The organism is [Pseudopropionibacterium] massiliense (assembly GCF_900607225.1).
GTDB lineage: Bacteria > Actinomycetota > Actinomycetes > Propionibacteriales > Propionibacteriaceae > Arachnia > Arachnia massiliensis.
In genome coordinates this window covers 2,612,439-2,636,336 of record NZ_LR027842.1, presented here as the reverse complement: position 1 = coordinate 2,636,336, position 23,898 = coordinate 2,612,439, and the positions used below count along the sequence as shown (strand labels likewise).

The 23,898-nt window shown below is 66.3% G+C and carries 23 protein-coding genes; 18 read left to right on the top strand and 5 right to left on the bottom strand.

The annotated features are described in order from the left end of the window. Positions 1 to 498: 498 nt before the first annotated feature. Positions 499 to 1,248, top strand: a complete 750-nt coding sequence (locus E0E39_RS11705; RefSeq protein WP_130874900.1) for an ABC transporter ATP-binding protein — start codon at positions 499 to 501, stop codon at positions 1,246 to 1,248. After that, positions 1,248 to 3,674: an ABC transporter permease gene (locus E0E39_RS11700; protein WP_245988483.1), complete on the top strand. Its 2,427-nt coding sequence runs from the start codon at positions 1,248 to 1,250 to the stop codon at positions 3,672 to 3,674. The genes E0E39_RS11705 and E0E39_RS11700 overlap by 1 nt, the downstream gene beginning before the upstream one ends. Positions 3,675 to 3,756: 82 nt before the next feature. On the opposite strand, the gene E0E39_RS11695 is transcribed toward E0E39_RS11700, so the two are convergent. Next, positions 3,757 to 4,218 (bottom strand): RrF2 family transcriptional regulator, encoded by a 462-nt coding sequence (locus E0E39_RS11695; RefSeq protein ID WP_130874898.1) that lies wholly within the window; start codon positions 4,216 to 4,218, stop codon positions 3,757 to 3,759. A 24-nt stretch (positions 4,219 to 4,242) separates the two neighbouring features. Continuing rightward, positions 4,243 to 4,827, bottom strand: coding sequence for an NAD-dependent epimerase/dehydratase family protein (locus E0E39_RS11690; RefSeq protein WP_130874897.1), 585 nt, complete (start codon positions 4,825 to 4,827; stop codon positions 4,243 to 4,245). 163 nt (positions 4,828 to 4,990) lie between these two features. Here E0E39_RS11690 and E0E39_RS11685 point away from each other — a divergent pair, with 163 nt between their 5' ends. The 4 genes from E0E39_RS11685 to E0E39_RS11670 all read left to right on the top strand — a co-directional run bounded on the left by E0E39_RS11685 (position 4,991) and on the right by E0E39_RS11670 (position 7,751). Continuing rightward, positions 4,991 to 5,365: a GntR family transcriptional regulator gene (locus E0E39_RS11685; protein WP_245988304.1), complete on the top strand. Its 375-nt coding sequence runs from the start codon at positions 4,991 to 4,993 to the stop codon at positions 5,363 to 5,365. Continuing rightward, positions 5,362 to 6,198: an ATP-binding cassette domain-containing protein gene (locus E0E39_RS11680; protein ID WP_130874895.1), complete on the top strand. Its 837-nt coding sequence runs from the start codon at positions 5,362 to 5,364 to the stop codon at positions 6,196 to 6,198. Before E0E39_RS11685 ends, E0E39_RS11680 begins: the two co-directional genes overlap by 4 nt. Further along, positions 6,191 to 6,853, top strand: a complete 663-nt coding sequence (locus E0E39_RS11675) for an ABC-2 transporter permease (protein ID WP_130874894.1) — start codon at positions 6,191 to 6,193, stop codon at positions 6,851 to 6,853. Before E0E39_RS11680 ends, E0E39_RS11675 begins: the two co-directional genes overlap by 8 nt. A 262-nt stretch (positions 6,854 to 7,115) precedes the next feature. Beyond that, on the top strand, positions 7,116 to 7,751 hold the full coding sequence (locus E0E39_RS11670) for an ABC-2 transporter permease (protein WP_130874893.1): 636 nt from the start codon (positions 7,116 to 7,118) through the stop codon (positions 7,749 to 7,751). Between the two features lie 2 nt (positions 7,752 to 7,753). Here E0E39_RS11670 and E0E39_RS11665 read toward each other — a convergent pair whose 3' ends face one another. Then, entirely contained in the window at positions 7,754 to 8,506 is a 753-nt protein-coding gene (locus E0E39_RS11665) for a DNA-3-methyladenine glycosylase (RefSeq protein WP_342770199.1), read from the bottom strand. Between E0E39_RS11665 and E0E39_RS11660 the strand changes: the two genes are divergently transcribed. The 4 genes from E0E39_RS11660 to E0E39_RS11645 are packed head-to-tail and all read left to right on the top strand — an operon-like array spanning position 8,505 to position 11,490. Continuing rightward, positions 8,505 to 9,149 (top strand): histidine phosphatase family protein, encoded by a 645-nt coding sequence (locus tag E0E39_RS11660; protein ID WP_130874892.1) that lies wholly within the window; start codon positions 8,505 to 8,507, stop codon positions 9,147 to 9,149. The genes E0E39_RS11665 and E0E39_RS11660 overlap by 2 nt on opposite strands. Before the next feature lie 39 nt (positions 9,150 to 9,188). Then, entirely contained in the window at positions 9,189 to 10,079 is an 891-nt protein-coding gene (locus E0E39_RS11655; RefSeq protein ID WP_130875712.1) for a LysR family transcriptional regulator, read from the top strand. A 58-nt stretch (positions 10,080 to 10,137) separates the two neighbouring features. Continuing rightward, positions 10,138 to 11,037, top strand: a complete 900-nt coding sequence (locus E0E39_RS11650) for an alpha/beta hydrolase (protein ID WP_130874891.1) — start codon at positions 10,138 to 10,140, stop codon at positions 11,035 to 11,037. 12 nt (positions 11,038 to 11,049) lie between these two features. Next, positions 11,050 to 11,490 (top strand): nuclear transport factor 2 family protein, encoded by a 441-nt coding sequence (locus tag E0E39_RS11645; protein WP_130875711.1) that lies wholly within the window; start codon positions 11,050 to 11,052, stop codon positions 11,488 to 11,490. A gap of 69 nt (positions 11,491 to 11,559) precedes the next feature. Here E0E39_RS11645 and E0E39_RS11640 read toward each other — a convergent pair whose 3' ends face one another. Next, positions 11,560 to 12,942: a ferric reductase-like transmembrane domain-containing protein gene (locus tag E0E39_RS11640; protein ID WP_165444764.1), complete on the bottom strand. Its 1,383-nt coding sequence runs from the start codon at positions 12,940 to 12,942 to the stop codon at positions 11,560 to 11,562. A 636-nt stretch (positions 12,943 to 13,578) separates the two neighbouring features. Between E0E39_RS11640 and E0E39_RS11635 the strand changes: the two genes are divergently transcribed. Further along, complete coding sequence (locus E0E39_RS11635; RefSeq protein WP_130874889.1) at positions 13,579 to 13,872, top strand: hypothetical protein; 294 nt, start codon at positions 13,579 to 13,581, stop codon at positions 13,870 to 13,872. Continuing rightward, a complete protein-coding gene (gene pth, locus E0E39_RS11630) occupies positions 13,869 to 14,447 on the top strand; it encodes an aminoacyl-tRNA hydrolase (RefSeq protein ID WP_130874888.1) in 579 nt (192 codons plus the stop codon). The genes E0E39_RS11635 and pth overlap by 4 nt, the downstream gene beginning before the upstream one ends. A gap of 341 nt (positions 14,448 to 14,788) precedes the next feature. Here pth and E0E39_RS11625 read toward each other — a convergent pair whose 3' ends face one another. Beyond that, complete coding sequence (locus tag E0E39_RS11625) at positions 14,789 to 15,007, bottom strand: CopG family transcriptional regulator (RefSeq protein WP_130874887.1); 219 nt, start codon at positions 15,005 to 15,007, stop codon at positions 14,789 to 14,791. Positions 15,008 to 15,091: 84 nt separating this feature from the next. Here E0E39_RS11625 and mfd point away from each other — a divergent pair, with 84 nt between their 5' ends. The 6 genes from mfd (at position 15,092) to E0E39_RS11595 (ending at position 23,793) form a co-directional block, all read left to right on the top strand. Further along, a complete protein-coding gene (gene mfd, locus E0E39_RS11620) occupies positions 15,092 to 18,571 on the top strand; it encodes a transcription-repair coupling factor (RefSeq protein WP_130874886.1) in 3,480 nt (1,159 codons plus the stop codon). 135 nt (positions 18,572 to 18,706) lie between these two features. Further along, complete coding sequence (locus tag E0E39_RS11615) at positions 18,707 to 20,224, top strand: hypothetical protein (RefSeq protein ID WP_130874885.1); 1,518 nt, start codon at positions 18,707 to 18,709, stop codon at positions 20,222 to 20,224. Between the two features lie 140 nt (positions 20,225 to 20,364). Continuing rightward, positions 20,365 to 20,844, top strand: coding sequence for a hypothetical protein (locus E0E39_RS11610; RefSeq protein WP_130874884.1), 480 nt, complete (start codon positions 20,365 to 20,367; stop codon positions 20,842 to 20,844). Further along, complete coding sequence (locus E0E39_RS11605; protein WP_130874883.1) at positions 20,844 to 21,476, top strand: nucleoside triphosphate pyrophosphohydrolase; 633 nt, start codon at positions 20,844 to 20,846, stop codon at positions 21,474 to 21,476. Before E0E39_RS11610 ends, E0E39_RS11605 begins: the two co-directional genes overlap by 1 nt. Before the next feature lie 468 nt (positions 21,477 to 21,944). Next, a complete protein-coding gene (locus E0E39_RS11600; protein WP_130874882.1) occupies positions 21,945 to 23,516 on the top strand; it encodes a TROVE domain-containing protein in 1,572 nt (523 codons plus the stop codon). Continuing rightward, the gene (locus E0E39_RS11595; protein ID WP_207302483.1) at positions 23,506 to 23,793 is read left to right on the top strand and encodes a hypothetical protein; all 288 of its coding nucleotides are present in this window, start codon (positions 23,506 to 23,508) and stop codon (positions 23,791 to 23,793) included. The genes E0E39_RS11600 and E0E39_RS11595 overlap by 11 nt, the downstream gene beginning before the upstream one ends. Positions 23,794 to 23,898: the final 105 nt, after the last annotated feature.

Genomic DNA, 23,898 nt, shown 5'->3' with positions numbered 1-23,898 from the left:
TTAACTAGTGCCTTCTCCGATAGTTAACTGTATCCGGGGTCAAAATGCAAAACCCTGACGAGTCAAAGGTGATTGGCGAGCGCGTCAATAGAGTAGCGGAGAGGTTTCCCGCGGCCCGGTTGAACTGGTCAGATCATCCGTGGGCCCATGGTTTTTGACCTGAAAGGCTTCCTGTCCTCATTGGACCGTGTGTTCGAGGAGAACAACGCGGCCCGGTCTCCCCCCGCATGGGTTCGTCGTGCCATTCCGCAGCCGGGTGATCGCGTGCGCATCGCCGGCCGAGCCGGTGTGATTGATTGTTCGGGTACAGCAGGGATGCCGTCGAGGACCCCGTCGGCCCCATGGCCGGGTCGGGGCAGCACCCCGAGATGCGCTCCGGGGGGTGCGGCACCGTGGTCTGGGGAGGAGTCGCGGACAATTGTTCTCCAGGACGATGCTCCGGCCGTTGAGCGAAGGTAGTTTGAGACCGCCAGTTCAAGAATCGAGGAAGGTACCGACGTGAGTATCGCTCCACCCACCGCGGCCCCCGCATGCGGCGCCCAGAACCTGACGAAGGTGTTCGGGGAGGGCGGGCCCCGGCCCGTCGTCGCCGTCAACAACGTGAGTCTCGCCATCGATGTCGGGTCGTTCACGGCCATCATGGGACCTTCTGGCTCCGGCAAGTCGACGTTGATGCACTGCATGGCCGGCCTGGATCGTGCCACCAGTGGGTCGGCCTGGGTGGGGCAGGAGGACCTCTCCAGGCTCTCCGAACGGCAGGTCACCAGGATCCGACGGGATCGGATCGGCTTCGTTTTCCAGTCCTTCAACCTGCTTCCCACCCTCACCGCGGAGCAGAACATCCTGCTGCCTCTCGAGTTGGCCGGTCGCAAGCCCAACCGTGAGATGTTCAGGGAGATCGTGGATTCCCTGGGGATCGCCGAACGCCTCACCCATCGTCCGAGCCAGCTCTCCGGGGGTCAGCAGCAAAGGGTCGCGATCGCGCGTGCGCTGGTCACCCAGCCACAGGTGATATTCGCAGATGAGCCAACGGGCGCCCTGGACTCCCGTACGGGCACCGCGCTTCTGCAGTACCTGCAGCACTGCTCCCGCGTCCAGGGGCAGACCATCATCATGGTCACCCACGACCCCAAGGCCGCGGGATACGCGGATCGCGCCCTGGTGCTCTCCGACGGGAGCATCGTCGATGACGTGCCCAGGCCATCCGCCGAGATCATGCTCGCCAGCCTCGGGCGTCTGGGGGCGTGATGCTGCGCGATGCCATCAACGAGATCCGGCTGCATCCGGGTCGGTTCGCCGCGACCCTGATCGCCATTGCCATCAGCGTCGGGTTCATCTCGGCGATCATGATCGGGGTGCGCACCGAGGAGAATTCGCTGACACGCTCCGGGGTGATTGCGGTATCGAAGTCCGACGTGGTGATCGAGAAGACCGAGGCGGGGGAGCGGGTCGATCCGGAGGAGGTGCTCAGGGCCATTCAGGGGGCGTCCGGGGTGACGAAGGCGGAGGCCTCCCTCTCGGGGAGCCTTCCCCTGGGACACGGGGACTTCTCGATCTACGGCAACGTCATGCTACTGCCGTCGCCTGAATTTCGCTGGGCACCCCTCGCGGAGGGTGACTGGCCGTCGAAGGAGGGGGAGATCGTCCTGGCGAAGAAAGGGGCGGAGAAGCTCCACGTGAAGGTCGGGGACGAGATCACCGTGGGTTTCGCAGAGGAAGGGGGTGAGCGGAGCGGACACCGGGTTGTCGGTATCAGCAATGATGCTCCCTCGCTCTATTCCGAGAACGCCTACGTCACCACCCTCGGGGCGACCCGGCAGCCCAGTACGTGGATCGTCAAGTCCCAGGATCCCCGGGCCGCTGTCACTTCCATCCAGCAGGCCCTCAACGCGTTCGGATCGGACAACTTCAAGGTCAGGACCACGGACGACTACCGCACCGATCAGATGAAGCAGCTCACGGGTGGGTTCGACGTGTTCCGCAACCTCCTGCTGGGATTCGCCGCGATCTCCGCGGTCGTCGGCATGATCATCATCGCCAACACCTTCACGATCCTCGTCACCCAGCGCCGACGCCAGATCGGTCTGTTGCGGGCCGTCGGAGCGTCGACGGGCCAGGTCAGAGGGAGGCTCTTCGCGGAGGCGGTTCTGCTGGGGCTCGTCGGATCGCTGCTCGGCGTGGGCATCGGGGCCGGTGTCGCCGCGATGGCGGGTTTCTGGACGGGCGCCATCTACTGGGGTCTGGTGTTCCCGGTTGGCGAGTTGGGGATCGCCGTCCTCGTCGGTGTGCTGATAACCGTGCTGTCGATGGCCGGTCCGTCGCTCGCGGCCACCCGGGTCAGCCCCCTCGAGGCCCTGCAGGTGGTGCCCAGCGCCGCCCGGGTCAAAAGGTTGGGCATCACCCGCGGGGTGTTCTGCTGCCTGTTCCTGCTCCTGGGGGGTGGCTTGGTCTTCCAGGCCTTCGCCAATCCGGCCAGCGGTTTGCTCTGGGCCATTGGCGGCGGCGGTTTCCTCTCCCTGGCGATCCTGCTGGCGGCACCGTTCTACGTGCCGGTGCTGTTGCGCCTTTTCGGGTGGCTCCTGGGATTCATGGGTTCCACGGTCAAGCTGGCCACCAGCAATTCCGTCCGGAATCCTCGTCGCGCCTCGGCCACGGCGGTGGCCCTGATGCTCGCGGTGGGGCTCGTGGTCACGCTCCAGGTGGCGGTCTCCACCATGCGCACCTCGGCCTTGGCCGAGATCAACCAGCGCTACCCGGTGGACGTCAGCGTGCGGGACTACGACGGTCCCCTCAAATCCGGTGTGGTGGAGGAGCTCCGCGGGAACGAGGGGGCAGCGAAGGTGGTGGAGATTTCCAGCAAACAGGTTGAACTTGGCCGCATGCGGTTCTCCGTCCGCAACGTGAACGCCGCCCGCGCCGAGCTCGGTCTCCCGGACCGGATGAACGCCCCGGACGGGGTGATCCTGGTCAGTCCGGAAACCGTTGCCACGCTGCCCGGCCGGCTGGATCTTCCGGGCGTGGGAGAGGTCGAGGTGCGCTCGTCGAAGTCGGTTCCCTTTGACGCGGCGGTGGTTTCCGAGGCGACCTTCGAGAAGCTGCCCGGGCAGAGCGAGATCCGGGAGGTCTGGGTCAAGCTGACTGATCGAACCTCCGCCACCGCCCTGAACCAGGTGATGAAGGTGGTTTCTCCCCTGGCCTCCGAGGTTGAAATCGGCGGTGGCGCTGCCATGGCAGGGATACTGGAGCAGATCGTGAACGTGCTTCTCATGGTGCTGACCGCGTTACTCGGCGTCGCCGTGGTGATCGCCCTGGTCGGTGTCGGCAACACCCTCGGTCTGTCGGTGATCGAGCGGCAACGCGAGTCGGCGCTGCTGCGGGCCCTCGGCATGCAGCGCAGGTCGCTCCGGTTGATGTTGCTGGCCGAGGCGATGCTGCTGGCCGTGGTGGGCATCGTGATGGGTGTCGCGGCCGGTTCGTTCTTCGGTTGGTTGGGGGTGGTCACCTCGCTCGGGATGATGGACGAATCCTCCCGACCCGAGGCGGTGTTCTCCGTCGACCTGCTCTACACGGGCGGTCTGATCCTGGTCTGTGTGGTCGCGGCGGCTCTCGCCTCGGTGCTGCCCGGTAGGCGCGCTGCCAATGCCACTCCGACGGAGGCCCTCGCGGCCGAGTAGCGGTCGGGCGACATCGGGCACCGACCGTCGAAAAGCAGAAACCGAGGTCTGGGACGGGCGGGGACGTCGCCGGTTGGTTGCGTCACCCGCCCGTCCCGGCTTCCCAGTCGATCAGCCCGTCAGCGAGGGCATCGGGGACGAGGAGCCGTGCCAGCGGCAGCTGGTGGAGCTCGGCGATGAATGCCGTGGCAGCCTTTGCGTGGATTTCGTCCACCAGCGCGATACTCGCCTCCAGGTGGTCGCTGGGTTCGTAGACGGCGCGGGCGAGGGCGGTCGAGGTCACCGGGTGTTCGAACCCTTCAAGAGCGTCGAACACGTGGCCGTAGGTGAACTCGGTGATCGGCCTGGTCAGGCAGTAGCCGCCGTCCCTGCCCGCGACCGCTTGGAGCAACCCGGCGTCCACCATGGCCTTCAGGACCTTCTTCAGATAGGAGTCGGAGACCCTGAGTACCCGAGCCAGTGTGCTCGACCGCACGGGCCGGTGATGTTTCTGCAGAGCGAGCATGAGCATGGCGAAAACCGCCTGCTCTGTGCTCTTGTTCATTCGCACGTCGATACTCTCGTGGCTTCAGGCTCGGTTCGTCGCGTCGCGCAGCTGGCCCACGAGACCGGCTGCCACATCACTCACGAGCACGGGTTTGAACGTCGCGGAGAACAGGCCGAGGAACTTGAACAGGGGAACCATGCGGCTCAGGGTATCCCTGCGGCCTCCGCCGTACACGATCGTCGGTTCCACGACCGCCACAGGCAGGCCCGAATCCCTGAGATCCTCGATCATCCGTTTCTTGGTCTCGGTGAAACTCCTGGGACCGAGGATTCCCCCGACGTACCCGATCGCATCGGCTCCTCGTTCCTGTGCCAGACGTTTCATGGCCCGGACCGGGGCCACGTTGATTCGCTGGTTTTCCTCCTCGCTCTTCGCGGGATGCCCCAAGAAGTTGACGATGGTGTCGAACCGTTCGGGAAGGGCCTCGGCGAGCGCCTCGTAGCTGGTGGCATCCGCGGCGACGGTGGTGACCCGGTCCGAGACCAGGGAGTTCTTCCCGCTGCTCGAGATCACGACGAAACGGGCCTCGGGGTCCGCGTCCAGCCACTGGCTGGTGACCTCGCGGCCGATGTAGCCGTTGCCACCCAGAAGGACGTTGAAGGGCATGTCACGCTCCTGACAAAATTGCGATGTTTGATATCTATGGATAGAGAATATCGTAATTTGCCGAGATGTGCAGGTTTCGTGTGGGCACCCCGCCATGCGTTTGCGCCTACCGTGCTGACTGTATATGCTGCATATATACAGAAGGGCGGATGTGGTGGATATCGTGTTGTCGAACACCGCGGGGATCCCGATCTACGTCCAGATCGAGGATCAGATCAAGGCTGCGATCCTGCGCGGTGAGGTCTCCGAGGGGGATGTGCTGCCCTCCATCCGCGCCCTCGCTCGCGACCTCAGGGTCTCCGTCATCACCACCACCCGTGCCTACGCGGAACTGGTGGCCGACGGTCTCGTCGCCAACGTTCCCGGCAAGGGGTACTTCGTCCTGCCGCGTGACGCCGGGCTCGTTCGCGAACAGGTGCTCCGCGAGACGGAGGCCCATTTCGCGGATGGTGTTGCCGCCGCACGGCTGGCTGACGTCGATGACGACGAGATCCGCGCCATTCTCGAGCTCATTCTCAACCCCGGGGAGGACACATGAACGACGACAGCCCTCTCAGGCTTCGAGGAATCACCAAGGAGTACAAGGAGTTCCGCCTCGGCCCCATCGATCTGGACGTGCCGCGCGGTTACGTGATGGGCCTGGTCGGGGCCAACGGTGCGGGCAAGACCACCGCCATCAAGATTGCCCTTGGTGCCGTGCTCCCCGGGAACGGAGTGGCGCACATGATCGACAAGACCCGTGTCGGTGTGGTTCTCGACCGGCCGTGCTGGCCCTCCCGCTGGCGGGTCCGTGACATCTCCCGGCTGCTCGGCCCGTTCTACCCCGGCTGGAACCAGCAGGTCTTCGACGAGCTGTGCGAGTGGGCCGGGGCCTCGCGGCGACTGAGGGTGAAGGAGTTCTCCCGCGGCATGGGCATGAAGATGCAGATGGCGTTTGCGCTGGCGCACGAGGCCGAACTGCTGGTGCTCGACGAGCCGACCAGCGGCCTCGACCCCCTGGCCCGCGGGGAGTTGCTGGACAAGCTGTCCGAGTTCATGACCAGTGAGCGGCACTCTGTCCTCTTCTCCACTCACATCACCACCGATCTGGACCGTATCGCCGATCTGGTCACCATTCTCGATGCCGGCAGGGTGATCGCATCCGGTTCCCGCGACGACCTGCTCGAGGCGTGGGTGATGGTCCGTGGTGGTGTCGCCGACCTGACCGATGACCTGAGCAGCCGGGTTCGTGGCCTCAGGCGGCACTCCGTTGGCTGGGAGGGGCTGCTTCCTGTCACCGACCTGGGGCTGTGCGGCCCCGGTGTCGTGGCGGAGACCCCGTCAATCGAGGAGCTGCTGGTGCATCTTACGAAGGAGGGGAAGAATGCGTGAGTTCAAAGCCATGATGAAAATGCACCTGAGCAAACTCGCCAAGGTGTCCAAGGTGTTGTTGCCGCTGATGCTTGTGTTTATCCTCTCCAGAACGCAGGTGGAGAGATTGGAGGAGCTCTCTTCCTATGGCATTTATGTGCTGCTGGTCGCCATGGTTGTTTTCTATAGTGATATCGACATTGTTGGAGAAGGAAAGGTGTTTCTGCTTCTTGATGTTCTGCCCCTGCGTCGCCGGACGGTGATGTTGTCGTATTATCTGATGACATTGATTCTCTTGGTCGTCTTCGAAGTCATGGTTTCTGTCGTGCTGATGGCTGGGTCGGCTCTCGGGGTGGCCGTCGACGCGGGCTGGCCTGCTTTGGCTGCGGGTAATACAGGAATCATGTTGTCGATTTTCTCCATCATAATTCCCGTGTGGGTTGGGTCTGGAACCTCTCGGGGAAGGCTGGTTCTTCCGCTGCTCATGGCCTTCGTGCTTGCTGGACTGGCGGGATTTCGTGCAGGGATGTTGTCGACGCCCCAGGGCTCGTGGGAACAGCCTTTCGCCGGCTGGTTTCTGGGTGCGATGCCATGGTTGCTGCTGCTCGTCGGCCTGGTGGCCTGGGTTGCGTCGCTGTTCGTGTCCATTCGCAACTACGAGCGGCAGGATCACTGAGGCTTGTTCATGGCCTCTCCGAAGCTGGTTGAGCCGGACCGCGACGAAGGAGCAGTCCGAGTCGAAACCACCCCACGGGTATCTGAGGAATCGGGGTCCGAGTGTGCTTCTCGGCCGCCGGGTGGTTTCGACACAGCTGTTCGCTGGCGCTCACGAGCTGGCTCAACCAGCATCCTGTGAACAAGCCTCACTGATCAGATGAGAACGCGAGAAGAGTTGCGGCTGAATCGTCGTGGCGTGGTTGTGTGAAAGTGGTGATGGTATGCGAGAACTGGGAAACATCATGAGGATGGATGTGTTGCGCTTGGTGGGATTCCTTTGCAGTCTTGCCATTGCGATGCCGGTTTGGGTCTGCTGTATCCAAGATAGGGGGTTGATGTGCTTGGCGTTCATTCTCTCCATGAGTGTGCTCTGGGGGACGATAAATACTCTCTGGCATAGTCATTCCCCGAGGGGGGTGAAGAGTGATGACCTGCTCTATGACACCTTGCCTCTGCGGCGCAGAGCGAGGGTGATCTCGCACTACCTGGTTTCATTGATTTGCGTGATCGTCGCTGAGATCATGGCAGCGGCGATGCTGGTCGCCGGGAAGCTTGTGGGGGTGAAAGTCATCGATAACTGGTGGGTGATGGTCGTCATCTCTGTGGGAATCTTTTTTTCCTTTTCTGCGATCATGGTTCCCGTATTGATTCGTTTCGGTGCTTGCGTAGAGATTATCGGGATAGTAGTTGTTGGGATTGTGGTTGTGCTGACGATCGCTGGTTTTTTGGATTCGCAGACGCCAGCCCCGGAATGGGGACAGGTGGGGTGGCCGTACCTGCTCCTGACCCTCGGCCTGATGTTCTATGTGGGATCGCTGCCGGTGGCCATCCGTTTCTACGAACGGCAGGACCACTGACCTCAGCCCGGGCGACGTCTGGAGGCTCCCGGACGGTAGGCCGAGACGCTGGGTTCGCCGGGCAGCCAGAAACGCCACGGGTGGCGCGTGCCGTCGCCTCCCGGGCCCGACACCCCCACCCGGGGGCCCGTCAGCCACTCGCCGGGTGGGTTGTCGGGCAGCCACCACGACCACTCCTTGCCCAGCAGGTCGGCGCCGTCGGTTTCGCGCGACGAACCGAGCGCCTGCCCCAAATTCCCGGGGCCTCGGGCCAGGTGATGCTCCGGCAGAGGGGTGGAGCGGGGCCTCGCCGCACGCCGGCTGCGCGCCAGGTCCGCGCCCTCGATGACCTCGCCGGCCCGCAGCAGACACCCCGTCGGGACGCCCTCCTCGTCGCACACCACGTTGAGGTTGTGGTGCATCCCGTAGCTGACATAGCAGTACAGGTGCCCTGGCTCCCCGAACATGGTGGCGTTGCGGGCGGTGCGGCCCCGGAAGGCGTGCGACCCGGGGTCGGCGGGTCCGGCATAGGCCTCCACCTCGGTGATGCGGATCGCGACGGTGCCCTCACCGGTGGTCCGGGCCAGTGCACACCCGAGCAGCAGCGGGGCGAGGTCGAGGACGGGGCGGCGAAACCAGTTGCGGGAGGCGCGTGCGTAGCCGGGCAGGTCCATGGGGGCATTGTGCCGTGGGCCGGGCCCGGAAGTGGTCAACGATCCCATCTGCCGGAGCGGCTGCTGACAGGCAGGCACCGCTGCCACTAGCCTTCTGTTCATGCTGCTGACTGGAAGTCGCGTTGTTCTCTGCAGGCACGGTGTCACCGATTTCACCGCTTCTGGTCGGTGGGACGGACGTGGGGGAGCCGACCCGGCGCTCAACGCCGAGGGGCAGGCCCAGGCCCGTGACCTCGCCGCCCGCGTCGGGGCCTTCCTCGGGGACGCGCCGGAGGTGCGCGTGGTGTCGTCGTCCCTGCGGCGCGCCAAGGAAACCGCCGCCCCCGTGGCCGAGTTGTTCGGGACCGGGGTCACTCCCAGGAGGGTCTGGGACGAGCTCGCCTTCGGGGAATGGGACGGCATCACCGGCGACGAACTGCGCAGCCAGAAACCCGACGAACTCCTCCGATTCTGGGGTGACGAGACCTTCCAGGTGCCCGGCGGCGAATCCCATGTCGGTCTGCACACCCGGGTGCGGCCCGCGTTCGAGAAGCTCATGGGGCTCAGCGGCACCACGGTGGTGGTGACCCACTGGGGGCCGATCATGAGCTGCATCTCGCTGGTGCTCGGGATCGACCTGCTGCCCGCGCGGCGTCTCACCCTTGCGCCCGCGTCCATGACGTCCTTCCTGGTCACCGAACAGGGTCCGCACGTGGAGTTCATCAACGACCTCGGGGCGCGGGAGACCCCGCCGGAAACCATCTAACCGACGCCCGTGGTCCCATTAGGTTTTGGAGTGCTGGGAATGGACTTCCACAGCCGGGATTTGCGTTATTTCGTCGCGGTCGTGGAGGAAGGTGGGTTCAGCCGGGCCGCGGAACGCCTGTTCGTGTCGCAACCGGTGCTCTCGCGGCAGGTGGCGAAACTGGAACGCGACCTGCGTGTCCGGCTCCTCGAACGCGCGCCCCGGCACGTTCGGCCAACCCCGGCCGGAGAGGTTCTACTGGAGCACGCTCGGCGGATGCTGGCTGACTGGGCGCTGTGCCACGGGGAGATGCTTCGTCTCGACTCGGAGTCGCGATCGGTTCTGCTCGTGGGGCAGCAGACTGGAATCGGGCGTGGTCTGGTACGGCGTCTCATCAATCGGCTGGGCCAGTCCTGTCCCGGGTGGCGGATCGAACTGCGTCAGATCTCTTGGGAGGATCCGTCTGCGGGTGTGCGGTCCGGGCAGACTGACATCGGTTTTGTGTGGTTGCCCGTCGTGGTCGCCGATGACATGGAGCATGTGGTGGTCGCTGAGGAACCGATCGTGCTGGCGGTCCCCGAAGGGCACGAGTTGGCGGACAGGTCATCGCTGGTTTTCGCGGAGATCGTAACCCTGCCGCTCATCGCCCTACCGGAGCAGGCCGGCGACCTACGGGACTTCTGGTTGGCCGGCCATGCCCGCTGCGAACCCGCTTCGGTCGCATTGGTGGCGCACACTCCGGCTGAGGCGCTCGAGGCCGTGGCTGCTGGCCTGGGTGCGGTGCTGCTCTCGCTGGGAAATTCCGTCGTACACGCACATCCAGGAGTCGTGTTCATACCTGTCCTGGACCTTCCGCCCGCGCGGTTGGCCCTCGTCAGGAGGGCGGGTGACGACCGTGAGGTGACCATCGAGGCTCTCCGGGCAGTGCGAGCCGATGGGGCCCATTCATAGCGGACGGGCATGCGAAGAAGTATTGGAAGGCTTCCGGAGACCGACGCAGAATGCGGTCATGACCATCTACACCACGAACCGGGTTCGGTTCGTCTCCGGCGGCGATGTCCTGGTGGGTGACCTACACCGCCCTGTTGAAACGCCCGAATTCTTCGACGGGGCGGTTGTCGTCGTGACCGGCTCCTGGACCACCAGTAAGGAACAGCAGGCTGATTTCTACGCTCGACGGCTCGCGGCTGCGGGGATCAGTAGTCTGACGTTCGACTTCCGGGGATTCGGGCAGAGTCGGGGTCAGCCACGCGACTGGGAGAACCCCGAGCGCAAGATCGCCGACATCAATGCCGCCATTACCCATCTGACCGGCCGCGGCGATGTGGATCCGGACCGGATCGGGGCTGTCGGGGTGTGCGCATCCAGTGGCTACCAGGCGGCCAACGCTGCTGCCGACCCGCGGGTCAGGTCGCTGGTGATGATCGCTCCCTGGCTGCACGACCCTGAGCTGGTGGCGCCCTATTACGGCGGTCCGGAGGGAGTGGCGGAGCGGATCGCCGCCTCGCGTCGCGCCCGGATCGCCTACGAGACCGACGGGGTGCAGGAATTCGTCCCGGCGGTCTCCACCACCAATCCTGCGGCTGCCATGTTCGGCCCCTACGACTACTACTTGGATCCGGAGCGCGGTGCCATTCCCGAATGGGACGCGCAGCTGGCGGTCATGTCATGGGAACCATGGTTGACCTTCGATGCCATCAGTTCCGCATCCCGGATCGACATCCCGGTGCAGTCGATCCACTCCCGGACCGCTGCCGTACCTGATGGAGCGAAGCTGTTCCACGAGCAGCTGCAAGGCCCGTCGGAACTGACCTGGACCGAAGGTGGTCAGCTGGACTTCTACGACCAACCTGCCCAAGTGGCTGTCAGCCTCGAGCGGGCCGTCTCCCACTTCCGTAACACCCTGTGAGGAACATGCGTGATGAATGATGGAAACGAGATTGTCATCACACTGACGAAGCTGTTCTGGGCCACTGACCATCATGATTGGGAGGGTCTGTGTCGCACCTTCGCGGGCCGGGTGCTGCTGGACTATACCGCTACCCTCGGTGGGGAACCTCGGATCTGCGCCCCCAGTGAGGTCGTTGACGGTTGGCGACCCGCTTTCGAGGCCCTCGACGCCCATCAGCACCTCGTCGCCAACCACATGGTGGAGATCGAGGATGAGGAAGCGACGGCGACCGCATCCTTCATCGCCACCCACCAGTTCCGGGGTGAGACCTGGACACTCGGAGGCGACTACCACTTCCGACTCCACAAGTGTGAGGGAAACTGGCGGGTGGCGGCCATGCGCATGGTCCCCGTCTGGCAGACCGGGCCGGTGGACCTCGTAACGAAGGCGCTGGAGGCCACAGCCTCCTGAGCCTTGGAGTCTGTGTTTTTGCCGCTCAGGCCGGCGAGTTGCCTGCCTTGGAACAGCCGGGGTCGGCTTTCACAGGGTGAGTCTCTCCTCGTGGCACTGCTCGGCTGCGACTCCCAGGCGGCGGGCCTCGGTCAGGACGGAACCGACGAATCCGTCCGGGCCGCACACGAACACGTCGGAATCCCCGAGGTTCGGGACCAGCGTCGACAGGTCGTGGTCGGCGTATCCGATGCTCACCCATCGGCCATCGTGGCGCGGACCGGTCATCAGGTGCAGGGTGATGCCGCGGTCGTCGCACAGCTCCCGGAACTCGTCGAGGAGGAACAGGTCCTCGGGTCGGGAAGCGCGGAGGATCACGACGGTGTCCGCCGGGTGCGCCGTGGTGGTCTCCAGCAGTGACCTGACCGGGACGAGGCCGGTTCCGGCCCCGATCAGCACCAGGCCGTTCCGGGTGCGGGATGCGTCCGTGAAGGCGCCGTGGGGGCCCGTGAACACGACTCTCGTGCCGGGCCGTGCCGCCGCCAGCTCCGCCGTGCGCTCATCGGTGACCCGGAGGGTGATGCGCAACCGGTTGTTCGTCGGCGCCGCTGACAGGAAGAACGGCTGGGCCCGGTGCCACAGCTGCGGGGTGAGCAGGCGCCATGTGAAGCACTGGCCGCCCTGGGCCCTCAACGTGTCGAGGTTCCTGCCGGCGAACTCCAGGTGGAGAAGATCGGGGGCCAGATGCACGGCGTTCGCCAGCACCAACCGGTGCCGCCGGGAAAGGAGGAGTGGGTTCAGGATCCGGTACCAGGCCAGGCAGGCGCCGACGGCGCCCAGCAGGACGACCCAGTAGATGCGTTGCACATCGCCGGGCAGGGGTACCCGGGCCCGGGAGATCACGTGGGGGATCGCCAGGAGCACGGCAGTGCAGGAAAGAACGTGAACGGGCCACACCTCGTGACGCAGGCTGCGCCGCGTCATCAGCGAGGTGGCCGTCGTCGGCAGCAGCAGGGCAGCGGCCGCAAGGGCCAGCGACAGATCTCTCGTCCACAGGGAGCCGGCGGCGGCGACGAGGTCGTCGCGCCTGGTCCATCCGGTCCCGGTGAGGACCAGGGCGACGTGGGCCAGTGCCCCGAACACGGTGACCCGTCCCAGTCCCCGGTGCCACCGGGCCGCCCTGACCTGCCCCAGCACCCGGTCGATCACCGGCACCCGGGCGGCCAGCAGCAGCATGAAGGACAACGAATTCATCGCAACCAGCCCGGCCACGACCCCGAGCACACCCAGCAGCCCGGGGAAATCAGTGATCTGCTGTGCGGTGCCGTCCGCGAGACGCAGGGCGACTGCGAGGGCCGTGCCCGCCCAGGCCGACCCGGCGAGCAGGGCACGCCAGAAACGCATGCGTCGCCCGCGCGGCTGGGCGGGGGCCCGTTGCGCCGTGCGTGACAGCGTTCGGGGTGAAGCGGCCATACCGGTACATCCTCGCGACGGTTCTGTGAAGAAGCTGTGAGATTCCCGGCGTGAACCTGTGAGGTCATTGAAACCACAATTTTCCTGCGTCGCGTACGAAACGCGTGCGGAAACGCTTCGCCCCGGCGAACGACCGGTCCCGAAGCGGCGCATCCTCGAAGCTGGTTGAGCCGGCCTGCTCGCTCTGCGAGCTGGGCGTGTCGAAATCATGGTGCGGGTGGTCGGAGTCTGGGGTCGGGTCTGCTTTTCGGTTTCCTGTGGTTTCGACTCGGGTCGCTCGTTCCTCGCGCCCCGGCTCAACCGGCTTGTGGGGTGGAAGCTGGTTGAGTCGCTCTGCGAGCTGGGCGTGTCGAAATCATGGTGAGCTTGTCCGGGGCTGGGGTGGGGGCTGTTTGTTGGCTTCCGGGTGGTTTCGACTCGGACTGCTCCTTCGTCGCGGTCCGGATCAACCGGTTTCCGGGAGGCCGCCGTTCAGGGTTCGGGGGAGCAGCTGGCTGTCCGGTCCGGCTTTCGCGTTCCGGATTGCTGCCGAACCTGGGGTAGGCTGTGCGCGCTGCCTGGCGAGGGACCCGACGTCCGTTATCGACTAGCACCCCCTGCAGGCGTGCATCCCGATCCACACCTCAGGAGGTAGACATGGCCACCCACAAACTGGAAGCCGCCGCCCGCACCGAGTTCGGCAAGGGTGCGGCCCGCAGGCTGCGTCGCGCCGAGCGCGTCCCCGCCGTCATCTACGGGCCCGGCATCGAACCCGTCCACATCTCCCTGCCCGGCCAGGAGACCTTCCTGCTGCTCCGTGAACCCGGGGTCGTCCTCGAGATCAGCATCGACGGCGCCGACCCGGTGATCGTCGCCCCGAAGCAGGTGCAGCGCGACCCGATCACCGGTTTCCTGGAACACGTCGACCTGATGCCGGTCAAGGGCGAGTGAGCCCCTCGGTTCATCTCGTGGCCGGGCTCGGGAACCCGGGCCCGGCCTACGCCCCGACCCGGCACAACGTCGGATTCTGGGCGGTCGACGACCTGGCCTCCCGCCTCGGGGCGCGGTTCGGCATCGCCCGTGGGCAACGGGCCGAGGTCGCGACGGGACAACTCCCGGGCGAACACCGGTTGGTGCTGGTGAAACCCACCACCTACATGAACGACTCGGGGATCGCGGTCGCGGCCGTCGCCAGGTTCCACAGGATCCCCCCCGTCGGCGTGATCGTCATCCATGACGAACTGGACCTGGAGCCGACCCGCCTGCGCCTGAAACTCGGTGGCGGCGACAACGGCCACAACGGACTCAAATCCATCCGCGCCCACCTCGGCACCGGCGACTTCCACCGCGTGCGGGTGGGGATCGGGCGCCCTCCGGGGCGCCAACCCGCCGCCGACTACGTGCTCTCCCGGATGCGTCCCGTAGACCTGGACGCCATGCGGCTCGATGCCGCGGTCGCGGCCGACGCGGTCGAGACCCTGGTGACGGAGGGTCTCGTGGCGGCGCAGAACCGCTTCAACAACTGAGACGCAAAGGAGGCTTGTTCATGGTCTCTCCGAAGCTGGTTGGGCCGGACCGCGACGAAGGAGCAGTCCGAGTCGAAACCACCCCGTGGGTGTCTGAGGACACTCGGGGTCCGAGTGTGCTTCTCGGCCGCCGGGTGGTTTCGATACAGCTGTTCGCTGGCGCTCACGAGCTGGCTCAACCAGCATCCTGTGAATAAGCCTCAAGGACGCGGAACCGCCGGGCGCCGTCACGTTCTGATGGGATTCACCCCCTCCACCCCAGGAAACCGGGCGGAACTGCCGGGACGTTTCCTCACCGGTGGCGTGGAGCACATTGGCGTCGACGATCACGACCCGGGCTCCTACGAATCGAGAATCTCCAGAACCTCGCCGATGTTGGTGATGTCGAAGCGAGCCCCCATCGCGACCGGGGCCGGGAGGGTGATGGGAGACGCGGGAGAGCGCATCATGCCCCTGCGGGCCAAGGTGTTCAGCGCTTCGCTCGGACCGATACCCTGCTCGGCGCGCATCCTCTCGATCTCGGCACGGACGTCATCGGCAATGGTAACGGTCGTCCTCATGCCTCGAAGGTAACATCATGATGCGGTGGCGCATCGCATCAATGGGAGACCAGGATTTCGGGGCATTCGTGACAAGATGACCCGGTGAGATTTCCCGGACTTCTTCCCGCCCTCGAGGCAGACCCGGCCGTCCGGGCCACCCTGCGCGACTCCCAGGTGGTGGGCGCCGAGGCGCGCGACATCACCTGCGCAACGTCCTTCTTCGCCACCGCGACGGCGATGCTCGCATCCGAGTCCGGGCGCACGATTCTGCTGGTCACCTCCACCTTCCGGGAGGCCGAGGCCATCGCGGCCGAGACCTCCGGGCTGCTCGGGGAGGACGCCGTCGCCTACTATCCGGCCTGGGAAACCCTGCCCCACGAACGCCTCTCGCCCCGCGCCGACACCGTCGGCAGGCGCCTGGCGGTGCTACGGTGGCTCGTCTCCGACGCGCCGCCGCGGGTCGTGGTCGCGCCCGTGCGGGCCCTCCTCCAGCCGCAGGTCAAGGGTCTCGCTGCGATGCGCCCCGTCACCGTCGAGGCCGGCCGGGAACGCGACCTCACCGACCTGCTGAAATCGCTGGTGGACGCCGCCTACAACCGCGTCGACCTGGTGGAACGCCGCGGCGAGTTCGCGGTGCGCGGCGGCATCGTCGACGTCTTCCCGCCCACCGCCGAACAACCCGTGCGCATCGACTTCTTCGGCGACGAGGTGACCGAGATCCGGCCCTTCTCGGTGGCCGACCAGCGCTCCACCGGCGAACAACTGGAACGGGTCACGGCCGAACCCTGCCGGGAGCTGCTGCTCACCGACGCCGTCCGCCGCCGTGCCGAGGACCTCCAGCTCCAGCACCCGCAGCTGTCCGACATGCTCTCCCGCCTGGCCGAGGGGCACGCCGTCGAGGGCATGGAGGCCCTCATCCCCGTCCTGGTCGACGGCCTGGAACTGCTGACCGACGTTCTTCCGGAGCGCTCCCTGGTGTTGGTGGCCGCGCCCGAGCTGGTGCGCGCCCGCGCCGTCGAGCTGGTCGCCACCAGCGAGGAGTTCCTGAGTGCCAGCTGGGCGGCGGCGGCCAGCGGGGGCACCTCGCCCATCGACCTGGGCGCGTCCTCCTACCGGGCCCTCGGTGAGGTCCGGGAACACACCATGGCGCTGGGACACAAGTGGTGGAGCCTCAGCCCGTTCACCCTGGAGGAGGCCCCCGACGCCAACCTCGACGCCGGTTCCGTGCACTCCCGGCGGCTCGGGATCACCCCCGTCGACGACTTCCGCGGCGACGTGGACGCCGCCGTCGCCCACATCCGGGCCCGGCTCCGCGACGGCTGGCGGCTCCTGATCGGTGTGGAGGGCAGGGGCCTGGCCAATCGCATGACCGAGCTGCTGGCCGAACACGGCATCACCGCGCGGGTCTCCGGACTCGAGGTCGAACCCGAGGCCGGGACCGCGCACGTGATCGTCGGGTCCTTCCGGCGCGGCTGGCGATCGGAACCGGCGAAACTGGAGCTGCTGACCGCCGCCGAACTGTCGGGCCAGCAGAGCTCGGAACGCGGCCAGCGGAAACTGCCGTCGCGCCGTCGCAACACCATCCAACCCCTCAAGCTCAAGGCCGGCGACCCGATCGTCCACGAGGTCCACGGGGTCGGGCGTTTCGTGGAACTGGTGCAGCGCACCGTCCAGGGTTCCGTCCGCGACTACCTCGTCATCGAGTACGCCGCCAGCAAACGCGGCCAGCCCGGTGACCGGCTTTTCGTGCCGATGGACCAGCTCGACCAGCTGACCCGCTACGTCGGCTCCGAAACTCCCGCCCTGGACAAGATGGGCGGCGCCGACTGGGCGAAACGCAAATCCAGGGCACGCAGGGCCGTCAAGGAGATCTCCGCCGAACTCATCAAGCTCTACGCCGCCCGGCAGGCCACCAGGGGCCACGCCTTCGGGCCCGACACGCCCTGGCAGCGGGAGCTGGAGGACGCGTTCAGTTTCGTCGAGACCCCCGACCAGCTCGCCGCGATCCAGGAGGTCAAGGCCGACATGGAGAAGGTGGTCCCCATGGACCGCCTGATCTGCGGAGATGTCGGGTTCGGCAAGACCGAGATCGCCGTGAGGGCGGCCTTCAAGGCCATCCAGGACGGCAAACAGGTGGCGGTGCTGGTGCCCACCACCCTGCTCGTCAGCCAGCACCACCAGACCTTCGCCTCCCGGTTCGCGGGTTTCCCCGTCCACATGGCGCAGCTGAGCCGGTTCCAGGGCGAGGCCGAGTCGAGGAAGGTCCTCGATGGTCTCGCCAGCGGCCGCGTCGACCTCGTGATCGGCACCCACCGGCTGCTGGCGAAGGAGGTCGCGTTCAAGGACCTCGGCCTGGTGATCATCGACGAGGAGCAGCGTTTCGGCGTCGAGCACAAGGAACGCCTCAAGGAGCTGCGGGTCAACGTCGACGTGCTGTCGATGTCGGCCACCCCCATCCCGCGCACCCTGGAGATCGCGATCACCGGCATCCGGGAGATGAGCGTGATCGCCACCCCACCCGAGGAACGCCACCCCGTGCTCACCCTCGTCGGCCCCTACGACAAGGGGCAGGTGCGGGCCGCGATCCGGCGCGAACTGGCGCGGGAGGGGCAGGTGTTCTTCGTCCACAACCGCGTCGAGAGCATCGACAAGGTGGCTGCCGAGCTGCGCGACCTGGTGCCGGAGGCCCGCGTGGCCACCGCCCACGGCCAGATGGGGGAGGCGAGACTGGAGCAGGTGATGCTTGACTTCTGGGAGCGCCGAGCCGACGTGCTGGTGTGCACCACCATCGTCGAGGCGGGCCTGAACATCCAGACCGCCAACACCCTCATCATCGACCGCGCCGACGTGCTCGGGCTCTCGCAGCTGCACCAGCTCAGGGGCCGGGTGGGGCGCTCCTCGGAACGCGGCTACGCCTACTTCCTGTACCCCGCGGACAAAACCCTCACCCAGACCGCCCACGAACGCCTCACGACGATGGCCTCCCACACCGACCTGGGGGCGGGCATGTCGATCGCCATGCGCGACCTGGAGCTGCGCGGCGCCGGGAACCTCCTGGGAGGGGAACAGTCCGGGCACATCGCCGACGTCGGTTTCGACATGTACCTGCGGCTGGTGGGGGAGGCCGTCGCCCAGTACCGCGGCGAGGACACCACCCCGGAACCGGCGCTTCGCATCGAACTTCCCGTCGACGCCCACCTGCCCGACGAGTACGTTCCCTCCGAGCGGCTTCGGCTGGAGATGTACAAGCAGATCGCGGAGATCCGGTCGGCCGGCGACGTCGAGGCGGTGCGTTCCGAACTGGCCGATCGTTATGGTGAACCGCCCCCACCCGTCGAACAGCTCCTCGGGGTCGCGGTGCTGCGCAACCGCGCCCGGGAACTGGGCGTGGTCGACATCGTCGCGCAGGGCAAGAACGTCCGGATCGAACCGGTGAACCTCCCCGAGTCGCGCAAGGTGCGGCTGCAACGCCTCTACCCGGGGGCGGTGTACAAGCAGGCGACATCGCAGTTGCTGGTGCCCAAACCCGACGGCGACGCGATCGCCTGGGCGATGTCGCTGCTGGACAGGGTGATCGGCTGAGGATCGACCGGGGGTGCCCGTGGGCGTCGCAGAACGGGTCGCTAGTCTTCGTTTGACAAATAAATCTTCCGGTCGCCCGAGGGTACCGATGGACGGAGGAATAGTGAAGAAAGTCAAACGAACAGCCGACTCGGTGTGGTTGCGATCGCCTTGGCGGTCGGCCTGACGGGCTGCGGGACGACAACCCCCAAGGCCAACGGCGCGGACATTACCAACGCCAAGGAGTTCCTGGAAGCCACGGAAGCCACCTTCAAGGAGGACACCGCGAAGCTGGGCCCCGACGTCGTCACTGTTGCGGATGACGCCAAGTGTTTCTTCGAGGAGGGCAGCGGCACCGGTGAGATCACGGGGATGGTCTACTGCGGTCCTGCGAAACGGTACGGGGAGACGGGATCCTGGACGTCCATGTCGTTCCAGGCCTCCAACTCATCCAAGGGCGTCGTGCTCTCGGATGCGACCGTGAAGGAGCAGGGAGACCCCCAGGGCAAGCTGTTCCGCCCCGACAACGCCTCACCCGGCGACCCGGAGAAGCTAGCGGCTCCCCTTGGGCCCCGAACCGACCAGAAGGAGTTCGCGGTCCTGGTCTCCCTTGACTCCGTTCCCTCGCTCGAGCTCACGGACCTGGAAACCCCCGCCGTGCTGAAGGAACCGGCAGGCACCCTCACGGTCACCGCGAAAGCGGAGCTCGAGGGCATCCCGGGCGACGTGTTGCAGATCCTCAATGGTGGTCAGGTCCCTGCCGGAGGGTCTGGTATGCGTCGGCCCGCCGAGGGGCAGAGTCTTGGTGCGTGGAAGGTGGATCTCGCCAATCCGGAGGACATGGCTCCGGAGTACCGGTCCGCTGACTCCAGCTCGAATGTGCAGAAACCCAAGAATGCCACGGCGGCCCTGGGCGTGGAGATCGGACAGACCCAGCTCAACGTGCGTGGTGCCGATGGGCTCGCCGATCGGGGAACGGGCTCGAGTTCGAACGACGAGGTCTCGGGCCTCAAGTGCCCGCACGTCAAGTGCGGCGAGGTAAAAGCGGGTCAGTACCTGCTGGTGGTCTCCACGGCCTCCCTCGACGGTGCGCAGCTGGTGGCGACCACCGACGGGCAGGCCGAGAAGGTGTCGCTGGAGGGTGGAGCGACCCAGGTCGACCACTCCCAGATCCTGTACCAGGGGGGCAAGACGAAGGTGGACGTCTCCACGAACTGGGGTCCCAAGAAGTTCGAGGCCGTGTCCTCGGCGGAAAAGGCGGGAAGCACCGATCTCACTGCCATCAACATCAATTACGACGGTCGTTTGACTGCCGCCTACCGGACCCCCTTCGAGTCCACGCTCGGCTGGGCTCCCGCCGGTCAGGCGTGGCTCGTGCTCTCCGTGGAGAATTCCAAATTCGACCCCAGTACGATTGCCACCACCACGCTGGACTGGCCCGGTAGCTGGAAGGTGACCTCTGGCGGGTCAGCCCTTGAAATGGTCGACACCGGATACACCGATCGCGTGGTGCTCAAGATCCCGCAGGACGCCACCGACTTCCAGGTCACCTATCAGCCCAAGGGCACCCTTGAGTACAACTACATGAGCGCGAAATTGTCGGAGGGCAGCCGCCGTGAGAAGAAGGACGTGGTGGCCCCTGAGGCGGAGACGGTCGACATCACGTTCTCCTGAGCCGAGGGTCTTCTCCTGAGATCCCGACCGCCCCGACGGATACGTCCGTCGGGGCGGTTTCGTCCCACCGCGACGCGCTGACGCCAACCAGCCGCCCGCGGGTATGCTTCGGGGCGAAACCGTCTCCAGGAGGACCGCCCATGAAACTCGTCGCCCGCCTCGCCGTTCCGCTTCTGGCGCTCGCCGCCCTCGCCGGATGCGCGCACGGCCCGTCGACCGCGGCGATCGTGGGGGAACGGGTCATCTCGGATGCGGAGCTCACCGAGATCGTGGACTCCTGCAGGGCGGCAGGGCTCAAACCCAATCGGTCGAAGGTCCTGTCCCTCATGGTTTTCGGAAAGATCTTCGAGGGCGCCGCCCGGCGTCTCGGACAATCCCTCGACGAGGCGGCGCTCCAAGCGATGAAAGGCGATCCCGGGGTGGCCTCGTTGGCGGGAACCCCGTGCGAGAAGCCGTTCAAGGACGGGTTCAGGGTGCAGATCGGCAAAAAGGTTCTGGACCCGGGAAGCGTGAAGGCATCCATCCCCGCCGTGGAGATCAACCCCCGCTACGGGGCATGGGATCCGGAGCAGGGTTTCGATCCGATGGGCGGATCGATCTCGGTCGAGGCGAAGAGCTGATGCCCGGGACCGGCGAGCAGCTGATCCGTCTGAACGAGGTGATGGCGCGACTGCGTGTCGAATGCCCCTGGGACCGCGAACAAACACACGCCTCGCTGCTGACCCATCTCGTCGAGGAAACCTGTGAGGTGGTCGACGCGGTGGAGGACGGCACGGACGACGACCTGCGCGAGGAACTCGGCGACCTGCTGCTCCAGGTGTACTTCCACGCCCGGATCGCGGAGGACGAGGGACGTTTCACCCTCGACGACGTCGCCAACGGCATCGCGGACAAACTGATCCGCCGCCACCCCCACGTCTTCGGTGACGGTGAGGTGCCCGAGAACCTCCGCGGTGTCTGGGAACGTCGCAAACGTCAGGAGAAGGGACGAACCTCGTCGCTGGACGGGATCGCCCGGTCCATGAGCTCCCTGGCACGCACCCAGAAGGTGATCGCGCGCGCCAGGGTGCACGAGGTGCCGGTCGAGCTTCCCGACGAACCCGTCACCACAGAGGAGGTCGGGGAACAGATCCAGTGCCTCGTCGCCCGCGCCCAGGCGAGCGGGATCGATGCGGACGCGGCCGTCAGGGAGGCCCTGCGAGGCCTGGAGGAACGCATCCGCCGCGCCGAGGAGGCCGCGGGGGCGCAGTGATCCCGGGGTCACCGAATCCTGGGTTGTGCCTTGGCCGCAAAGTGTGTACTGTGTTACACAGTTGATGGGCCGAGAGGCCCGCGAGAACACAACTCCACAGCGCGAGGACCGCCCGGGCCGGAGATGCTCGGTTATCAAAGTGGTAATGCGGACCAGCGCGGTCTGCTCGGGGTTCAAGTCCCCTCGGTTCGCCTTCCGCGGGCCGACGTTCGGTAGTCATCCGAACGATGATGCACCCGGATGTCAACACACGTCCGGGCGGCCCTCGCGTACTGACTTTCTGGCCCGGGCGGCCCGAAGAGCATCAGGTATCACTATCCATGAGGAGTCGCGGGTTCGAATCCCGCTCCCTCCGGGGGTAGCTCAGCGGTCGAGAGCGCCGGGCGTAAGCCCAGCCGGTGCCCACCTCATGCCCGCCCGGGCCCAGGAACCCATGGTCACCACGACAACCAGAAAGGAGGCGAGGTCATGGACCCCCTTCGTGCCATCAGTACCCGAGTCGCACGGCAGAGTGAACCGGCCGACGCACGCCAGGTCCCCAATTCGGCGGGCGGATACACCTTCCGGCTCGATGATCGGGCGCGCCTGCGTCGCTTCCTGACCTTGGGGGTCGATGGTGGCACCTACTACGTCGCTCCGCGTGAGCTCGCGCTCGACAACGTGAAGGTCCTCACCCGAATGGCTTCCAGTGACCCGACGGGCCTCGTCGAGACCATCGTCGAGGTCTCCGAAGGAGGCGTCGCGCCCAAGCAGGGACCGGCCCTGTTCGCCCTGGCCTACGCGACCTCCGTGGCAGAGTCGTCGCCGCTGGCCCTGGCGGCCCTGCCGCGCGTCGCCCGCACGGGAATGCACCTGTTCACCTTCGCGGGGTACGTCGGTCAGTTCCGTGGCTGGGGACGCGGGCTCCGGCGCGCCGTCGGGTCCTGGTACCTCGACAGGGGCGCCGACGCCTTGGCCCACCAGGCGGTTAAGTACCGGCAACGTGAGGGCTGGAGCCACCGTGATCTGCTGCGACTGTCCCATCCTGCGACGGTGGTGCCGGAGCTGCGTTCCACCTTCGAGTGGATCGTGCGTTCCGGCGTCGACGAGCACACCCCGCAGCTCATCCACGGTTTCATGGCCGCCCAGGCGACCCGTGACGTTGCGAGGTGGGTGGAGCTGATCCGTCAGTACCGCCTCACCTGGGAGATGCTTCCCGACGAGGCCGTGACCAAGGCTGAGGTCTGGGAAGCGCTTCTGGATGTCGGTATCCCGCAGACCGCGCTGCTGAGGCAGCTGCCGCGACTCACCCGCCTCGGTTTGCTGCCGGGGCTCGGGGGACGCACCGACGAGGTGTGTGCGCAGCTCGCCGATCCGGAGCGGCTGCGCCGGGCCCGGGTGCACCCCGTCACTGTGCTGGCGGCGGCCCGCACCTACGCGGCTGGTCGTTCCTTCCGGGGCGGCTCGACGTGGGAGCCCACCGCCAAGGTGACCGATGCCCTCGATGCGGCCTTCCACGCAGCTTTCGGGGCGGTCACGCCGGCGGGGAAGCGAACCCTCGTGGGGCTCGACGTCTCAGGGTCGATGGCCCTGGGAGGTCTTGCGGGCACCCCGCTCACCCCGCGGGAGGCCTCGGCGGCACTCTGCCTCGTGCAGCTGGCCACCGAACCGCAGGTCTCGGTGATGGCCTTCCAGGACCGTTTCGTGCCGCTGGACATCTCACCCAGGCAGCGTCTCGACGATGTGCTGCGTCGCATCGACGGTCTGCCCTTCGGCTCGACGGACTGTGCGCAGCCAATGCTCCATGCACTCAAGCAGAAGGTGGAGGTGGACACCTTCATCATCTACACCGACAACGAGACCTGGTACGGGAAGATCCACCCGCACCAGGCCCTGTCCCGGTACCGGGACACGATGGGCATCGATGCGAAGCTCATCGTGGTGGGCATGGACGCGAGCAGGTTCAGCATCGCCGATCCGGGTGATCCCGGCATGCTGGATGTCGCAGGCTTCGACCTGAGCGTCCCGAACCTCATCTCGGAGTTCTCGCGTGGGCTCTGATGATCCTCTGCGTGGCGTCGTTCCGGAACGAACCAGTGCCCGGGACGGCGCCACGCAGCGTTCGCGAGGGGTGTCCGACCTCACGGCGGCTCGCGCCCGGGAACTCCATGAGCAGGCGGCGGAGGCGGAACGCCGCGCATCCCGGCTGAGGGCCGAGCGGGACCGCCTGATCCGGCAGCTGCGCGACGAGGACGCCGAACGCTGGTCCTACGGGGCCCTGGCAAAAGTGATCGGGTGCAGCCGCGAACTCGTTGCCCAGGTGTCCAAACGCCGTTGACCGGGTGTCCAAACGCCCGCGAATGGCGATTTGGGGGGTGACCCCCGTTCGGGCGTTGGATAGGCTGGGCGGGGAAGGACACCCTATGGTTTCAGTTCAAGGAAG